Raw genomic sequence first — 13,771 nt, forward strand, 5'->3', positions numbered from 1 at the left:
GGCTGACGCGCTTATCTGGTCTGCGCGTATTTCACCGTGATTTCCAGCAGAACGGGCGCGTTGCGCGGCAGGCGGGTGACGCCGAGGACTGAACGCGCATGGCGGCCGGCGTCGCCATAGGCTTCGATGAAGATCTCGGAGGCGGCGTCGGCCACCTCTGAGATGTGATCGAACTCGGGCGTTACCGCGACAAAGACATCGACGCGCAGGATCTTTTCGATCCGCTCACCGGGACCCAAGTGTTTGCCGAGCCAGGCGATGCCCTGATGGGCGGCGAGGCGGGCACTGTCCTTGGCGGTCTCAACGTCGATCGTGTCGCCGCAGCGGCCCGCGGCATGGATCTCGGTGGCGCTGATCTTGGCGATCTGGCCCGCGAGAAAGATCATGTCATCGGTGCGGGTCGCCAGCTCATAGGCATAGGTGGTGCCATAGGCGGGGGCCGTGTTCTCTGCGAGGCTCATGCGCGGGTTTCCTCCTTGTGACCCCGGCCGAGGGCGATCTGCAGGGCGTAGATCCCTGCCAGAAGCCCAAGCCCCGCCACGGTCGACCAAATGTTGGGATGGATCATCAGCACCGCCACCGCGAACATGCCCGCCCGCAGCGGTATGGCCAGCCGTGACCGGCCGAACCAGCCGACGATCACCGAGGACATGCAAAAGAGCGCCACGCCCGATCTCAGGAACGTATAGGCGAGATCCGGCGTCCATTGCGGATAGAGCAGAGACAGGTCGAGCACGAAGAGGAAGGGGATGATGTAGATCGGCAGACCGATGGCAAAGGCGGCCCAGCCGACGCGCGAGGCGTTTTCCCCCGCGATCGGAGCCGCCGCATAGGCCGCCACCGCCAGTGGTGGGGTGATCTGGCCCAGAACCGCGAAGTAGAAGACGAACATATGCGCCGCCAGCGGGTCTGCGCCGAGCTTGATCAGCGCGGGCGCGACCAGCGTCGCCTGAATGATATAGGCCGCCGTGGTCGGCATCCCCATGCCAAAGATGAAAGCCGCGAGCATCGCCAGCACCAGCGCCACGTTGAGCGAACCGCCGGAGAAATCGGTGACCAGCGCGCTGAACCGAAAGCCGAGCCCCGAGATCTGCACGATGCCGACAATGATCCCGGCTGAGGCACAGGCGGCGGCAACGACCACCGCGCCCTCGACGCCGGAGCGGACACCGGCGCTCAGCTGATCCGCCGAGATAAAGGTCGAGCGGCGCAGGAAGGGTGTCGCAAGCGCCGCGAGCAGGCCGAAGAAGGCGGCATAGCTCGGGGTGAAGCCCTGCAGCATCAGCACCACCAGCACCGCCACCGGCAGCAGGAAGGTCCAGCCGCCCGCGAGGATTCGCCGGGTCGATCCGGCCTCGGCGCGCGGCAGCGGCGCGAGATTGTGGCGCAGCGCCATGAGATGCACGCTGATCAGCAGCGAGCCGAAGAAGAGCAGCGCCGGCAGCGAGGCGGCGAGCACCACCTCGACATATTCGATGCCAAGTATCGCCGCCATGAGAAAGGCCGCAGCCCCCATGATCGGCGGGGTGATCTGGCCACCGGTCGAGGCGATGGCTTCGATTGCGCCAGCAAAGCGGGCGGGATAGCCGAGGTTCTTCATCATCGGGATGGTCAGCGATCCGGTGGTCGCGACATTGGCCACGGAACTGCCCGACATCATGCCCATGAGCCCGCTCGCCACGACGGCGATCTTGGCCGGGCCACCGCGGCTCGTGCCAGTCACGGCGCGGGTCATGGCGATGAAGAAGTCGCCACCGCCCGCCACTTGCAGCACCGCGCCGAACATGACGAAGAGAAAGATATATTCCGCCGACACGCCGAGTGCGGTGCCAAAGATGCCTTCAAAGCTGAAATACATCTGGTCGACGAATTCGCTCAGGTCGACGCCGCCATGGGCCAGCGGGCGCAGCACATCCACAAAGCGCAGATAGGGCCCGACAAAGGCATAGGCGATAAAGATCAGGCACAGCGCCGGGATCATGATCCCAAGGCTGCGGCGGGTGATTTCGAGCGCCACAAAGACGGTGCCGAGGGCCACGAAAATCTCGAACGGGCTGGCGGTCAATGTCCAGGGCGGGCGCACCACGATATCGGGGGCAAAGACCACGGCATAGCCGATGCTGACCACGGACAGCGCCGCGAGCGCGATATCGGCCACCCGGCCCAGCGCAGTGCGCGCCAGCGGAAAGAGCAGGATCACGATCAGCGCCGCAAAGAGCATATGACCGGCGCGCAGCACGAGATTGGGTGCGAGCCAGAGCGGCGAGGCGGCCAGCAGGTGAAATCCCAGCATAAGCAGCGCGAGACCGGAAATCATCCGGTCCCGCGTCACCACGCCAGCAGTTTGGCGCAGGCTTGTCATTCGGCGAGCTCGGAGCTCGCGTCATAGGCGATGCCCTGGGCGTCGTAGAATGCCTTGGCGCCCGGATGCAGCGGCACGACCATGCCCTTGCCCGCGGTCTCGGCCGAGAGGTTGCCCAAGAGCGCATGGGTCGCCTTGAACTCTTCGAGATTGTCCCAGATCGCCTTGATGATGTTCTGGGCCAGCTCGTCCGACATCTTGTCCGAGGCAAAGAGGATCGTGTTGGTGCCGACGGTATTGGCCGCCTCTGCCTGACCTTCAAAGAGACCGGCGGGCAGGGTCACCCGTTCAAAGCCGCCCGAGCTTGCGAGGAATTTCTCGAGCACGGCATCGTCGAAGGAGAGGGCGCGCATCGGGCGCACGGTTTCGTTCTGGCGCACGGTGGGGTGCGGCCAGAGCGACAGCCACATGACCGCGTCCAGCTCGCCATTGCGCAGGGCGTTGTGGGATTCCGACCAGCTCAGCTTGTTCATCTTGCCGCCGTCGCTCTCGATATCCTCCATGGTCATGCCAGCCGCCGCCAGCAGGCGCTCGAACGCGAGCCAGGAGGTCTGACCCGGCTGACCGGCGCTGACCTGTTTGCCGCGCAGATCCTGGATCGAGCGAATGTCGGAATTGCCATCGACCCAGATCTGCACCGCGCTTTGCATGATGGTCATCAGCCCGCGCACATTCTTGATCGGCGCTTCGGGCGTGGCCGGGTCGCGGCCATTCCAGGCGTCAAAGGCGTTGCTGGCCGAGGTGATACCGAGATCGGCCTTGCCGCCCGAGACGCGCAGCAGGTTGGGGCCAGAGCCGCCGGGCTGCACGTCTATGATCGCCTCGGGATAGGATTGGCGCAACACATTGGCGAGGCCGGTCGCGACGATGTTGAACACGCCGCCCGAGGGGCCGCCGCCGATGGTCAGAAAGTCGAGCCCTTGCGCCCGTGTGGCGAGCGGCAGACCGGCGGCGACGGTGGCCACCGAGGCCGACAGGGCGCTCTTGAGGCATTGGCGTCGGGTCAGGAAATGGGTCATGGCGATGTCCTTTCATACCCTTGCGGGCGGCTGATCTTGCCCTCGCGGGCGGCTGTTCCTGCCCTTGCGGGCTGTGAGCGGTGTGTTGATCGTGGTCTAACGGTCGCGGCCTATGACGCCACAGGCTGAAACTTCTATCAATCGCAAACTTCTTAGCTAAGCTTCAGTGTTGCTTAACCCGTTTTCGGGAGGGTTTCGCCCACCACCTGCCGCACCACGTCGCGAAAGGCCAGTGCCGCCGGGGACAGTGCCAGATGGGCATGGCCGATCTCCTGCACCGTGCGGGTGAGCGTCTTGTCGGCCAGCGGCACAAAGCGCAGATCGTCGCCAAACTCGGCCAACACCAGCTCGGGCAGCACGGTGATGCCGACCTTGCGCCGCACCGCCGAGAGATTGGCATGGGTGCTCATCACCGAGAGCTGCGAGCGGTCGAGCAGCGCCTTGAATTCCGGATCGCGGATCTGCTGGCAGACGCTATTGACGATGAGCCGTTCCTGCGCGAGCTGATCGAAGCGCACCGGCGCACCGCTCTGGGCGAGCGGATGATCGGCGGCGCAGACCACGCCAAAGCGGTCGGTAAAGAGCGGCGCGCCCGTCAGGCCCGCGATCGGGTGCAGGAGCGAGGCAAAGCCGAGGTCGGCGTCGCCCTCTTCGAGCTCGCGCAGCACATAGCTCGTCTCCATCTCGCGGATATGGACACGCACCTCGCCATGACGTTTGAGAAAGCGGCTCAGCGCTTCGGGCAGGATCGTGGTCGCGACCGAGGGAATCGCCGCGATCCGCACCAGCCCGGCATCGGCGCGGGCATAGCTTTCGATGGCATTCACCACCTTGTCGAAATGGTCGATCTCGCGCCGGGCCTCGCCAAAGACGAACCGCCCCAGCGCGGTGAGCCGGTTCTTGCGTTCATTCTCGAAGAGCGGGCTGCCGAGCTGCTGTTCGAATTGTTTGAGCATCATCGACACGGCCGAAGGCGTGCGGCCCAGAAGCTCTGCCGCATCCGCCAAATTGCCGCTCTGCGCGACGGTGACGAAACACCGCAACATTTCCGTCTTGATCGCCACGGCGCACCTCGCGAATTTTGAGCCTCTCCTGCCATTGGCTTTACGCCACATCAGGAGATTAGCAAACCACAAGCCCGACAGCTGAACGGTCGGGCCTGTGCGATGCGCGCTCGGCTCGCGTTATCAGGCCAGTTCCGTGCTGTCCTTGGCCGCGCCGAATTGGGGGGGCTCGAAGCAGACGTTTTCGCCAAAGCAGAGCGCCAGCCCGTCTTGGGATTTGACCCAGTCGCGGGGCAGCGCGATCTCGGGGCTTTCGGCCCATTGGCTGTTGGTCTGGCTCTCCATCCATTCATTGGGCGTGGTCAGGGTCGAGGCGCGGTGGGTCACGTTCCAGATGAAATAGTGATGCGGCACGACGATCTTGGCGCCGATCTTGGCGCGCAGGGCCGCGACCTGATCATAGCCGAGAATGTGTTTAGAGCCGTCGATGGGCAGCAGGGCGACGTCGATCTGGCCGATCTGCTCCCAGACACCGGGGCCGGGATCGGGGCGGTTGTCGCCCCAGTGCAGGATGCGCAGACCGCCGGTCTCGATCACATAGATCGTATTGTCGAAAGAGCGCCAATTGTTGGGCGGCAGGGTTTCCAGCGGGGTGAGCTTGCGCGTCAGCCCGGCCCAGTCGACATCGGCATGGGAGGCGTCCGAGACATGTTTGTCGGCGATGCCGGTGATGGTCACATCGGCAAATTCGAACCGCCCGATGAGACGGTCCAGAAGCGTGCTCGCCCGGAGCCGGTGCAGCGCGTCATGGTCGAAATGGGCATGGGTCGAGAGGCCGATATCGACCTCGACCTCGGGGAAGTCGCACAGATACCAGTTCCACGTCCCCCAGGGCGGATTGCGCCAGGGGTCGATCATCAGGGTGAGCCCGGCGGGGGTGGTGATCCGGAAGGCCGAGCCGCCGAAATAGCCGAGCCGGACCTCGCCGACCGCATCGGCCCCGGCCTGCAGCTCTATCATCCGGTTGTTGTTTTCGCTTTGCTTCCAGGCCCAGAGCCCTTCGTTCACCTTGTCAGACATCTCTTGCCTCCCTGAAATTCACCTGATCACACCAGCAGCTTTTCGACGCCCTCTTCGGTCTCGATCTGGAGCGAGTCGTTGACCCTGTTGAAAAAGCCGCACAGCGCGATGCGCATGGTCAGCTCGACGATCTGCTCTTCGCTGAAATGCGTCTTGAGCTCGTCGAAGATGGCTTCGCGCATATACTGGAATTTGGTGGTCACCTGTTCGGCGAAATCGCGCACCAGAATGTCGAGATCGTCAAAGCCCTCGGGTTTCTCGTCGAGGATGTTGTCGAGGGCGGCGGGGCTCAGCCCATAGGCCTGGGCGCGCGGCGCGTGATGGGCGATGCAATAGTCGCATTTGTTGATGGTCGAGACGGTGACAAGGGCGATCTCGAGATAGCGTTTGGGCAGCAGCGCCTCGTCATGCAGTTCGAGCAGGAGACCCATGATATGCTTGAGCACCGGCGGCCGGTGGGCGAAGACTTTGACCTGGTTGAGGAACGGGCCGTACTCCTTGGCATAGCGTTCGTAGATCGGCTGCACCTCTGCCGGTACCTCATCAATTTCAACATCTCTCACGCGCGCCATCGCGGGTCTCCTATCAATTGTGTATGTCGGAGGGGGCCGAGACCCTCTCCGTAATGGGGTCAGTATTCCAGTCGTTGAATGACGACATCCTTGCCGTCCTGAATTTCGGACAGCTGGAAGTCGCGGCCGAGCACGCCGCCTTCGGCATCGAATTCGATGCTGCCGGAGGCGCCAGAGTAATTGATCTCTTCGCCAGCCCGGATCGCGGCGAGCCCGTCGGCCACGTTGTAGACGGTTTTCTTGCCCTCGCCGGTGGTCACGTCCCAGATCGCCTGGGCCACGGCCGCGCTGTCGGTGGTGCCGGCCTTTTCCATCGCCAGCAGCAGCACCGACATCTGGTCGCGCCCGGCGGTGCCGAACGGGTGCTGCACCGAGCCGGTGTCCTCGAGCCCGGCCTCGGTGAGATATTCCTTGTAGGCCGGAGAGCTCAGCGCCGGGACCGGGAAGCCATGGATCACCCCGTCTGCTGCGGCACCGACGGTGCTCTTGAACTGATCGCCGGTGGAGAGCGAGATGGTGATCACCGCGCCCTCATAGCCCTGGCGGTAGAGCTCTTTGTAGACGGCGGTGAAATCGGTGACATAGGAGGGGATGAACACCGCCTCGGGCGATTTCTCGATGAGCTGGGTCACCTCCGAGCGATAGGAGGATTGCCCGGCGTTGTAGTAGAACGGGTCCTGCACCAGCGCCTCGGTGCCGACGCGTTCGATGAACCCATCCATCATCGAGCGGGTGAAATCATTGTTGAGCGCCATCAGCGCATAGTTTTCGAGGCCCCGGCTCAGCACCAGATCGGCGATGGCCCGGCCCCAGATCGGCGACAGCGGCTGAAAGTTGAAGACCAGCCCTTTTTCATCGGCGATGGGGATGTCGGCGCTCGACGAGGTGCACATCTGGATGATGTTGGCGCTTTGGCATTTCGGCATGATGCCAAGGGTGACAGAGGATGAAAACGTGCCGATGATCGCCGACACTTTGTTGACGCTGATCAGCTTGTCCGCGGCGCGCACGGCGGTTTCCGGGTTGGTTTCCGAGTTCTCCTGATAGAGCCGGATCTGACGGCCCAGAACCCCGCCCGCGGCATTGACCGCATCGGCCACCCGTTTGTGCGAGGCGGTGATATTCGGCCCGAACGGCCCGCCGCCGCCGGTGTTGGGGGTCAGCGAGCCGATGGCGATATCCGCCTCTTGGGCGCGCAGGATCGCGGGGGTCATCAAGGCTGCGGCGCTACCCGCCAGCAGACTTCTTCTCGTCATGGAAAACTTCATGGTTCACTCCTTGTTGGCTTGGTTGGGATGCGCCTTCTGTGGGCGCTTAGGTCTTTTTGACGTTGAATTTCGGCTCGGGGAGCAGGCCACGGGGCCGCAGCCGCAGGGTCACGATCAGCAGGAAGCCAATGAGGATGATCCGCATCGCCGACATCTTTTCGGCGTCGAGGAAATCGGTGAAATCGCCGATGAACCGCGTGCCTTCGAGAAAGATCATCACGGTGCCGGCGCCGATCAGGATGCCGCGGTTGTTGCCAGCGCCGCCGACGATCACCGACATCCAGATGAACATGGCGACCACCGGCATGAAGACCTCGGGGCTGATGTTCTGGACGTAATGGGCATAGAGCGCGCCCGCGAGCCCCATGAAGAAGCCGCCGATGGCAAAGGTGAGCACCCGGTGCATCAGGACATTCTTGCCCAGCACCTCGGCCACCACATCATCTTCGCGGATGGCGCGCAGGGTGCGGCCCATCGGGGCGCGGCGGATGCGTTCGCAGACGAGATAGGTGATGAGCACGCAGACCGCCACCAGCAGGAGATAGAAGAGCGGGTAGAGCTCTGGCCCGATGAGATCGCCAAACGGGCGGCCGTCGATGCGCAGCCCGCGCGGGCCTTCGGTGATCTGATCCTCGTTGAGGACGATGAGCCGGATGACTTCGCCCACGCCCAGGGTCACGATGGCGAGGAAATCCTCCCGCAATCGCACCGACAAAAGCGCCACCGCCCCGCCGAGCACCCAGCCCGCGACACAGGCCGCCGGGATGGCGAGACCCACCGGCACGCCGAGCTTGGCCACCAAAAGGCCCGAGACATAGGCCCCCATCGCGTAGAAGCCTGCGATGCCGAAATTGACCATCCCGGCGATGCCCCATTGCAGGTTGAGGGCCAGCGCCAGGATCATGAAAAACCCGACATAGGTGCCCATTGAGATGAGATATGCGCTCATTTTCTGATCTCCGCGGTTCCAAAGAGCCCCTGCGGACGCAGCAGCAGCAGCACGGCGATGATCACGAAACCGACGCCGATCTTGTAGGTTGAAGGCAGGAAGAGAATGGTGGCCTCTTCCGCGAGCCCGACCAGCAGCGCCCCGACGATCGCCCCGTAGGGAGAGCCGATGCCGCCGAGTATCGCCGCCGCAAAGATCGGGATGGTGAGGTTCCAGCCGACCAGCGGCTCGATCACCAGATCGAGACCGGCAAAGACACCGGTGAGCCCGAAGAGCGCGCCGCAGATGGCGGTGGTAAAGGCGGTGATCCGGGTCGCATTGACCCCGCGAATGGCGGCCAGCATCGGGTTGTCCGCCACCGCCCGCATCGCCCGGCCGATCCATGTGTAGGCCAGCAGACAATGCAGCGCGACACCGATGACGAGGCTCCAGATGATGATCTGCACCTGTTCCGGCGTGATCCGCGCCCCCAAGAGTTTCCAGGGCCGCTCTAACGGGATCTCGAAGCCGCGCACATCGGCGGAAAAGAACAGCCGGATCACGTTCTCGATGATCAGGGTCAGGGCGATGGAGACCACCAGCAAGGTGATGGCCGAATGCTCTTCCATCGGCTGAAAGACCAGCACATGCATCAGCCAGACCACCAGCGCGGTGACGAGCATCGCGGCGGCAGCGGCCAGCGGCAGCGGCAGGCCCAGCGGCACGTTGAACGTATAGGCGGCAAAGGCGCCCACCGTGATATAGCCGCCGATGGCGAAATTCGGGAATTTGAGAATCCCGAACAGCAGGGAGAATGCCATGGCCGGAGGCGCAATGAGCGCGGCATTGACCAATGCGTTAAAGATCATTTGCATGCTCATGAGCGCGACCCCAGATAGAGTTCAGATACTTCTTTGGATGCCAAGAGGTTCGAGGCCTTGTCCTGCAGTGCGACCCGGCCCGCGGCCATGACGATGCCATGATCCGCGATGCGCAGCCCCTGGATGGCGTTCTGTTCGACCATCAAAATGGCCACGCCTTCGCCATTGACCCGCTGCACGATGTCGAACATCTGCCCGACCATCAGGGGCGACAGCCCGGCCGAGGGCTCGTCCAGCAACAGCACCTTGGGCGCGAGCATCAGCGCCATGCCAAAGGCGACCATCTGGCGTTGCCCGCCAGACAGGTTGCCAGCTCGGGTCTGACGCAGCCGGGCGAGATCGGGAAACATCTCGTAGATCCGGTCACAGGCCTCCTGGGTGCGGGTCTTGTCGCCCCAGGAGCCCATGGTCAGGTTCTCGTGAGTGGTGAGCTGACGAAACACATTCGCCTCTTGCGGCACATAGGCCATGCCGGATCGGGCCACCTGCGCGGCGGGCAATCCGGCAATCTCGCGCCCGGCCACGGTGACACTGCCCGAGACCGGGCGCACAACCCCGGCAATGGTCTTGAGCAGGGTGGATTTCCCGGCCCCGTTGGGACCGATGATGCAGGTGATTTCACCCGGCGCGAGATCCAGCGTGACGTCATGGCAGATGATGGTCTTGCCATAGCCGGACTGGAGGGCGCGGGTCTTGAGCAGAGCGTCAGACATCGGCGGTCTCCCCCAGATAGGCTTCGATCACCGCCGGGTTCTGACGGATCTCTTCAAAGGGGCCGCCGGTGAGATAGCCCCCTTGGGTCATCACCACGACCGGGTCGCAAAGCTGGGCGATCATATCCATGTCATGTTCGACCACGAGGAAGGTCTTGCCATGGTCGCGGTTGAGACGGCGGATCATGTCGGTGAGCGTCTGCATCAGCGCCGGGTTGACCCCTGCCCCCGGCTCGTCGAGCAAGATGAGATCGCAGTCGATCATCAGCGTGCGCGCCAGTTCCAGAAGCTTCTTCTGCCCGCCCGAGAGATCGCCGGCATAGGTGTCGCGCAGCTTGGCCAGAAGCGCGATCTCCATGACCTCGCAGGCCTTTTCGTAGATCTCCGCCTCTTGCTGACGCACCTTGCCGGGGGTCAGGAAGTTCGGCCAGAATGTCTCGCCCAGCTGAAGCTGCGGCGCGAGCATGAGGTTCTCCAGCACCGTCATGCGCTGAAACTCGCGGGCCAACTGAAACGTGCGGATCATGCCGAGCCGGGCGCGTTTCCACGGTGCAAGAGAGGTCACGTCGCGGCCGTTGAACACGACTGTGCCGCCGTTCGGCTTGATGACACCGCTCAGCAGGTTGAAGAGCGTGGATTTCCCCGCGCCATTGGGGCCGATGAGGCCGGTGATCGAGCCCTTGGCGACCTCGAGGGACATGTCGCGCACGGCGTGCACCCCCCCGAAGCTGCGGCTCATGCCTGTGGCGTGCAATATCGGCGTCATGATGCCCCCTCGCTTGCGAGACGCGCCCGAATGAGATTGGCCAAGGTGGCGAGCGCGGCCTCGGCCTTGTCCGGGTCGGGTTCGATCATCTGGGCGACGCGCAGACCGCGCAGCGTCGAGGTCAGAACGAGCATCAGGGATTCCGCGTCGGCCTCGCTCATCCCGGTGCCGCAGAAAATCTCGCGCGCCGTTTCGCGGTAGCTCTCGAACATCCGGTTGATCCAGAGTTCGACATGTTCATTGAGATCCGGATCGCCGCGCGCGGCGGCCATCATGTCGATAGAGACCGTCACATATTGATCGCTCATCAGGCCGGTCCAGGCGCGGTCGATGAGATCCTTGGGATCGAGCACCCCATCCTTGTGATCGTCGCTGATGGCGGCGGCGCAGTCGACGACCGATGACCACATGAGCGCGGTCGCGCGTTTCACGAGATCGGCCTTGGAGTCGAAATGATGCAGGATCGCACCGCGTGAAATGCCCGCCCGCCGGGCAATCTTGGTCGTGGTCACATTCACGAAACCGATCTCGGCGATCAGTTCGACCGTGGTTTTGCACAGGTTCTCGATCGTCGCGGCCGAGCGTTCATCCTGTGTGCGCCGCCGCTTGGTCGGTTTGCGGGTTTGATTTTCCGTCGTGTCGTCAGTCATTTGCCACCCCTTTGATCAATTGACAGCACATGAAAACGATTCGCGCAACTTACATTCATTCCTGAATGTTTCTTTTTTCGGGGATGGAAACTTCACTCGCTTAGAAATTGAGCCACTTTTCAGGGCCCTGCCCAAGGGGTGAGCGGGAGGTGTTTGGGGGCCCCTCTTGAGACGGGGATAAGCGGATCGACCCGCGATCGCGTGGCGGATCGGCATTGCGTCGGTGCGGCATCTCGCGGAGCGTCGAGGGGATGCTCGCCCCATTAAAGACGGCGCGGGACAATCTGCCCGCGCCGTCAATTCTCTTGAACCTGTACTGTAAGGCCCTGCCGCCAATTACCCTGCCGCAATACCCTGCCCCGGTGCCATGCTCACCGGGACAGGGACGTCGCGCTTGCCTCAGGCGTCCTGAGCGGTTGCGCGGTTTGCGAGGGTGACGTCGAGGGTCTGGCGGTCGCCACGGCGCAGGATCTCGATCTTGGAGGCCGTGTCGGGCGCGGCATTGCCAACCGCCCGGGTCAGATCGCGGGCCTCGTTGATCGGCGTGCCGTCAAAGCTCAGCACGATGTCGCCGGCCTTCAGCCCCACCTTATCCGCCGGCGAGCCGTCGATCACGCCGTCGACCTGAATGCCTTCACCAGCGTCGAGCCCGAGCACCGAGGCGACCTCGTCGCTCACCGGTTTGATCCGAACGCCGAGCCAGCCGCGGTCGATTTTGCCGTCATCCTTGAGATCGGCGACGATGCGCGACACCAGATCGGAGGGCACGGCAAAGCCGATCCCGGCGCTGGCGCCATCGGGTGAGAAGATCGCGGTGTTGACGCCGATCACCTCGCCTCGGTCATTGAAGAGCGGACCGCCGGAATTGCCACGGTTGATGGCGGCGTCGGTCTGGATGAACTCGTCAAAGGGCCCGGCGTTGATGTTGCGGTCCTTGGCCGAGACGATGCCGGTGGTCACCGTGCCGCCGAGGCCGAACGGGTTGCCCATGGCAATCACCTCGTCCCCGACGCGCATCTCTTCAGACGAGCCGAAGGAAACGGTCGGCAGATCGCTGCCCTCGATGTCCAGAAGCGCGATATCGGTCAGGGGATCGGTGCCGACGACGCGTGCCTCATGCTCAGACTCGTCGGCGAATTTGATGGTGACGCTGGAGGCGCCATCGACCACGTGGTTGTTGGTGACAATGAGCCCATCGCTCGAGATGATAAAGCCGGACCCGACGCCACGGCGCGCGCCCTCGTCCGGCAATTGCCGCAGCTCGGGCAGCCGGTCGCCAAAGCGGCGCTGAAACTCTTTCAGAAACTCGTCATTGGGCAGGGGCCCTTCGGCATTGGCGGGTGTCGGCTTGGCGCTCACCTCGACCAGCACCACGGCCGGGCTGAAATCTTCGATGAGATCGGCATAGCCGCCGGGCGGGATGGCGAGGGCCGTGCTCGGCGTCAGGGCGACGAGGCTCGTCGTGCCGAGAACGGCGGCCAGAGCGGCGGCAAGCGGGGTGCGACCCAGGGATATTTTGCGAGACATGTAATCCTCCATCTCGGGTGTGATGAGAAAGGAGATGGCGGCCCGGCCTCACCCGTGCCTGACGCGAACTATACAGATTTGTAATCTCACTTGTCGGTGATCGCCCGCCGCCTCGGCCCGGGTTTCGCGGGGCGCGAAGATTACACAGATGTAATCTTCGCGTCAGGCGGGGGGCGGGCTGGCCGCCGATATTGCAAATCAGTTGAAACAAGGAGAGATCGGATGGATCGGATCAAATCAATCGTCGCGCGCACCCTGATTGCCGTTATCGCGGTGGCAGGGCTTGGCTTTGGGATCATGGCAGTGGGCTTTGCCGTGGTGCTGGGCGCCGCGTTCGCGCTCGCGCTGCGGCTGGCGGCACCGGGGCAGAGGGTTGAGACCATGGGACAAGAGCCGGAGGGTGCCCCCGCGACGGCCTGAGCGCGCGAGATAGAGAGAAGGACGGCAACGGCGGGCGCACCCCGCCGTTTTTCCCTTTGGGTCCCAAGCGGCCCCAGCTGGACGCAGATCACACAGATGTAATCCGAGCGACAGGCAGGCGGCAGGGCCGGGTCGTAAATCGGTGTCATCGGGCGGGATGGTCCCGCTCAGTGACCAAGGAGACATGAGTATGAAACGCACCACAATCGCCTATGCCGCAAGTTCCGGCCTGCTCGGCCTGTCGATCCTCGCCGGTTCGCTGGCCTATGCCCAAAACCTTGAGGGCGGCGCGGATGCGGCCGAGCTGCAAGCCTTTCTCGAGGCCAACCCGGACGTGGTGGAGGCCGTCACGGCGGTTGAGATCGAGACCGGCGGCACGGTGGTCGAGGCCGAGTTCGATGATGAGACCCCGGGTAACAGCGTCGTGGAGTTCGAGATCGAAATGGCGGACGGGTCCGAGCAGGAGGTGCTCTATCATCTGGCCGACGGGTCGATGACTGTGGATGTCGAGGATGGTGACGAGGGTGATGACGAAGAGGATAACGAAGACGAAGCCAAGGCGGGCCGCGACAAGTAAGTCG

At 63.6% G+C, this 13,771-nt stretch carries 15 protein-coding genes; 2 read left to right on the top strand and 13 right to left on the bottom strand.

Features of this window, described 5'->3' with window-relative positions; all coding sequences use genetic code 11:
• Positions 1-11 precede the first annotated feature (11 nt).
• The 13 genes from WA237_RS03350 to WA237_RS03410 all read right to left on the bottom strand — a co-directional run bounded on the left by WA237_RS03350 (position 12) and on the right by WA237_RS03410 (position 12,770).
• Positions 12-461, bottom strand: coding sequence for a RidA family protein (locus tag WA237_RS03350; RefSeq protein WP_216015213.1), 450 nt, complete (start codon positions 459-461; stop codon positions 12-14).
• Complete coding sequence (locus tag WA237_RS03355) at positions 458-2,362, bottom strand: TRAP transporter permease (RefSeq protein ID WP_336096673.1); 1,905 nt, start codon at positions 2,360-2,362, stop codon at positions 458-460. The genes WA237_RS03350 and WA237_RS03355 overlap by 4 nt, the downstream gene beginning before the upstream one ends.
• Complete coding sequence (locus tag WA237_RS03360) at positions 2,359-3,381, bottom strand: TAXI family TRAP transporter solute-binding subunit (protein WP_336096674.1); 1,023 nt, start codon at positions 3,379-3,381, stop codon at positions 2,359-2,361. Before WA237_RS03360 ends, WA237_RS03355 begins: the two co-directional genes overlap by 4 nt.
• 173 nt (positions 3,382-3,554) lie before the next feature.
• Positions 3,555-4,445 carry a LysR family transcriptional regulator gene (locus tag WA237_RS03365; RefSeq protein WP_009814065.1) on the bottom strand — a complete coding sequence of 297 codons (891 nt, stop codon included), beginning with the start codon at positions 4,443-4,445 and terminating at the stop codon, positions 3,555-3,557.
• Between the two features lie 123 nt (positions 4,446-4,568).
• Entirely contained in the window at positions 4,569-5,465 is an 897-nt protein-coding gene (locus WA237_RS03370; protein WP_336096675.1) for an MBL fold metallo-hydrolase, read from the bottom strand.
• A 26-nt stretch (positions 5,466-5,491) separates the two neighbouring features.
• Positions 5,492-6,037 carry a carboxymuconolactone decarboxylase family protein gene (locus WA237_RS03375; RefSeq protein ID WP_336096676.1) on the bottom strand — a complete coding sequence of 182 codons (546 nt, stop codon included), beginning with the start codon at positions 6,035-6,037 and terminating at the stop codon, positions 5,492-5,494.
• A 59-nt stretch (positions 6,038-6,096) separates the two neighbouring features.
• Positions 6,097-7,293: an ABC transporter substrate-binding protein gene (locus WA237_RS03380; protein ID WP_246557314.1), complete on the bottom strand. Its 1,197-nt coding sequence runs from the start codon at positions 7,291-7,293 to the stop codon at positions 6,097-6,099.
• A 58-nt stretch (positions 7,294-7,351) separates the two neighbouring features.
• Positions 7,352-8,254 (bottom strand): branched-chain amino acid ABC transporter permease, encoded by a 903-nt coding sequence (locus tag WA237_RS03385; RefSeq protein WP_336096677.1) that lies wholly within the window; start codon positions 8,252-8,254, stop codon positions 7,352-7,354.
• Entirely contained in the window at positions 8,251-9,114 is an 864-nt protein-coding gene (locus WA237_RS03390) for a branched-chain amino acid ABC transporter permease (RefSeq protein ID WP_009813120.1), read from the bottom strand. Before WA237_RS03390 ends, WA237_RS03385 begins: the two co-directional genes overlap by 4 nt.
• Complete coding sequence (locus tag WA237_RS03395) at positions 9,111-9,827, bottom strand: ABC transporter ATP-binding protein (RefSeq protein ID WP_336096678.1); 717 nt, start codon at positions 9,825-9,827, stop codon at positions 9,111-9,113. Before WA237_RS03395 ends, WA237_RS03390 begins: the two co-directional genes overlap by 4 nt.
• Positions 9,820-10,593, bottom strand: coding sequence for an ABC transporter ATP-binding protein (locus WA237_RS03400; protein ID WP_336096679.1), 774 nt, complete (start codon positions 10,591-10,593; stop codon positions 9,820-9,822). Before WA237_RS03400 ends, WA237_RS03395 begins: the two co-directional genes overlap by 8 nt.
• Complete coding sequence (locus tag WA237_RS03405; RefSeq protein WP_336096680.1) at positions 10,590-11,243, bottom strand: TetR/AcrR family transcriptional regulator; 654 nt, start codon at positions 11,241-11,243, stop codon at positions 10,590-10,592. Before WA237_RS03405 ends, WA237_RS03400 begins: the two co-directional genes overlap by 4 nt.
• A gap of 399 nt (positions 11,244-11,642) precedes the next feature.
• Positions 11,643-12,770, bottom strand: coding sequence for a S1C family serine protease (locus tag WA237_RS03410; protein ID WP_336096681.1), 1,128 nt, complete (start codon positions 12,768-12,770; stop codon positions 11,643-11,645).
• 222 nt (positions 12,771-12,992) lie between these two features.
• Between WA237_RS03410 and WA237_RS03415 the strand changes: the two genes are divergently transcribed.
• On the top strand, positions 12,993-13,190 hold the full coding sequence (locus WA237_RS03415; RefSeq protein WP_336096682.1) for a hypothetical protein: 198 nt from the start codon (positions 12,993-12,995) through the stop codon (positions 13,188-13,190).
• A gap of 190 nt (positions 13,191-13,380) precedes the next feature.
• Positions 13,381-13,767 carry a PepSY domain-containing protein gene (locus WA237_RS03420; RefSeq protein ID WP_336096683.1) on the top strand — a complete coding sequence of 129 codons (387 nt, stop codon included), beginning with the start codon at positions 13,381-13,383 and terminating at the stop codon, positions 13,765-13,767.
• Positions 13,768-13,771 lie beyond the last annotated feature (4 nt).

The organism is Roseovarius sp. CH_XMU1461 (genome assembly GCF_037027165.1).
Classification (GTDB): domain Bacteria; phylum Pseudomonadota; class Alphaproteobacteria; order Rhodobacterales; family Rhodobacteraceae; genus Roseovarius; species Roseovarius nubinhibens.

Excerpts from the sequence above, each read along its gene's own strand:
- WA237_RS03350 (WP_216015213.1), bottom strand. The coding sequence starts at position 461 with ATGAGCCTCGCAGAGAACACGGCCCCCGCCTATGGCACCACCTATGCC.
- WA237_RS03355 (WP_336096673.1), bottom strand. The coding sequence starts at position 2,362 with ATGACAAGCCTGCGCCAAACTGCTGGCGTGGTGACGCGGGACCGGATG.
- WA237_RS03360 (WP_336096674.1), bottom strand. The coding sequence starts at position 3,381 with ATGACCCATTTCCTGACCCGACGCCAATGCCTCAAGAGCGCCCTGTCG.
- WA237_RS03370 (WP_336096675.1), bottom strand. The coding sequence starts at position 5,465 with ATGTCTGACAAGGTGAACGAAGGGCTCTGGGCCTGGAAGCAAAGCGAA.
- WA237_RS03375 (WP_336096676.1), bottom strand. The coding sequence starts at position 6,037 with ATGGCGCGCGTGAGAGATGTTGAAATTGATGAGGTACCGGCAGAGGTG.
- WA237_RS03380 (WP_246557314.1), bottom strand. The coding sequence starts at position 7,293 with ATGACGAGAAGAAGTCTGCTGGCGGGTAGCGCCGCAGCCTTGATGACC.
- WA237_RS03385 (WP_336096677.1), bottom strand. The coding sequence starts at position 8,254 with ATGAGCGCATATCTCATCTCAATGGGCACCTATGTCGGGTTTTTCATG.
- WA237_RS03390 (WP_009813120.1), bottom strand. The coding sequence starts at position 9,114 with ATGAGCATGCAAATGATCTTTAACGCATTGGTCAATGCCGCGCTCATT.
- WA237_RS03395 (WP_336096678.1), bottom strand. The coding sequence starts at position 9,827 with ATGTCTGACGCTCTGCTCAAGACCCGCGCCCTCCAGTCCGGCTATGGC.
- WA237_RS03400 (WP_336096679.1), bottom strand. The coding sequence starts at position 10,593 with ATGACGCCGATATTGCACGCCACAGGCATGAGCCGCAGCTTCGGGGGG.
- WA237_RS03405 (WP_336096680.1), bottom strand. The coding sequence starts at position 11,243 with ATGACTGACGACACGACGGAAAATCAAACCCGCAAACCGACCAAGCGG.
- WA237_RS03410 (WP_336096681.1), bottom strand. The coding sequence starts at position 12,770 with ATGTCTCGCAAAATATCCCTGGGTCGCACCCCGCTTGCCGCCGCTCTG.
- WA237_RS03415 (WP_336096682.1), top strand. The coding sequence starts at position 12,993 with ATGGATCGGATCAAATCAATCGTCGCGCGCACCCTGATTGCCGTTATC.
- WA237_RS03420 (WP_336096683.1), top strand. The coding sequence starts at position 13,381 with ATGAAACGCACCACAATCGCCTATGCCGCAAGTTCCGGCCTGCTCGGC.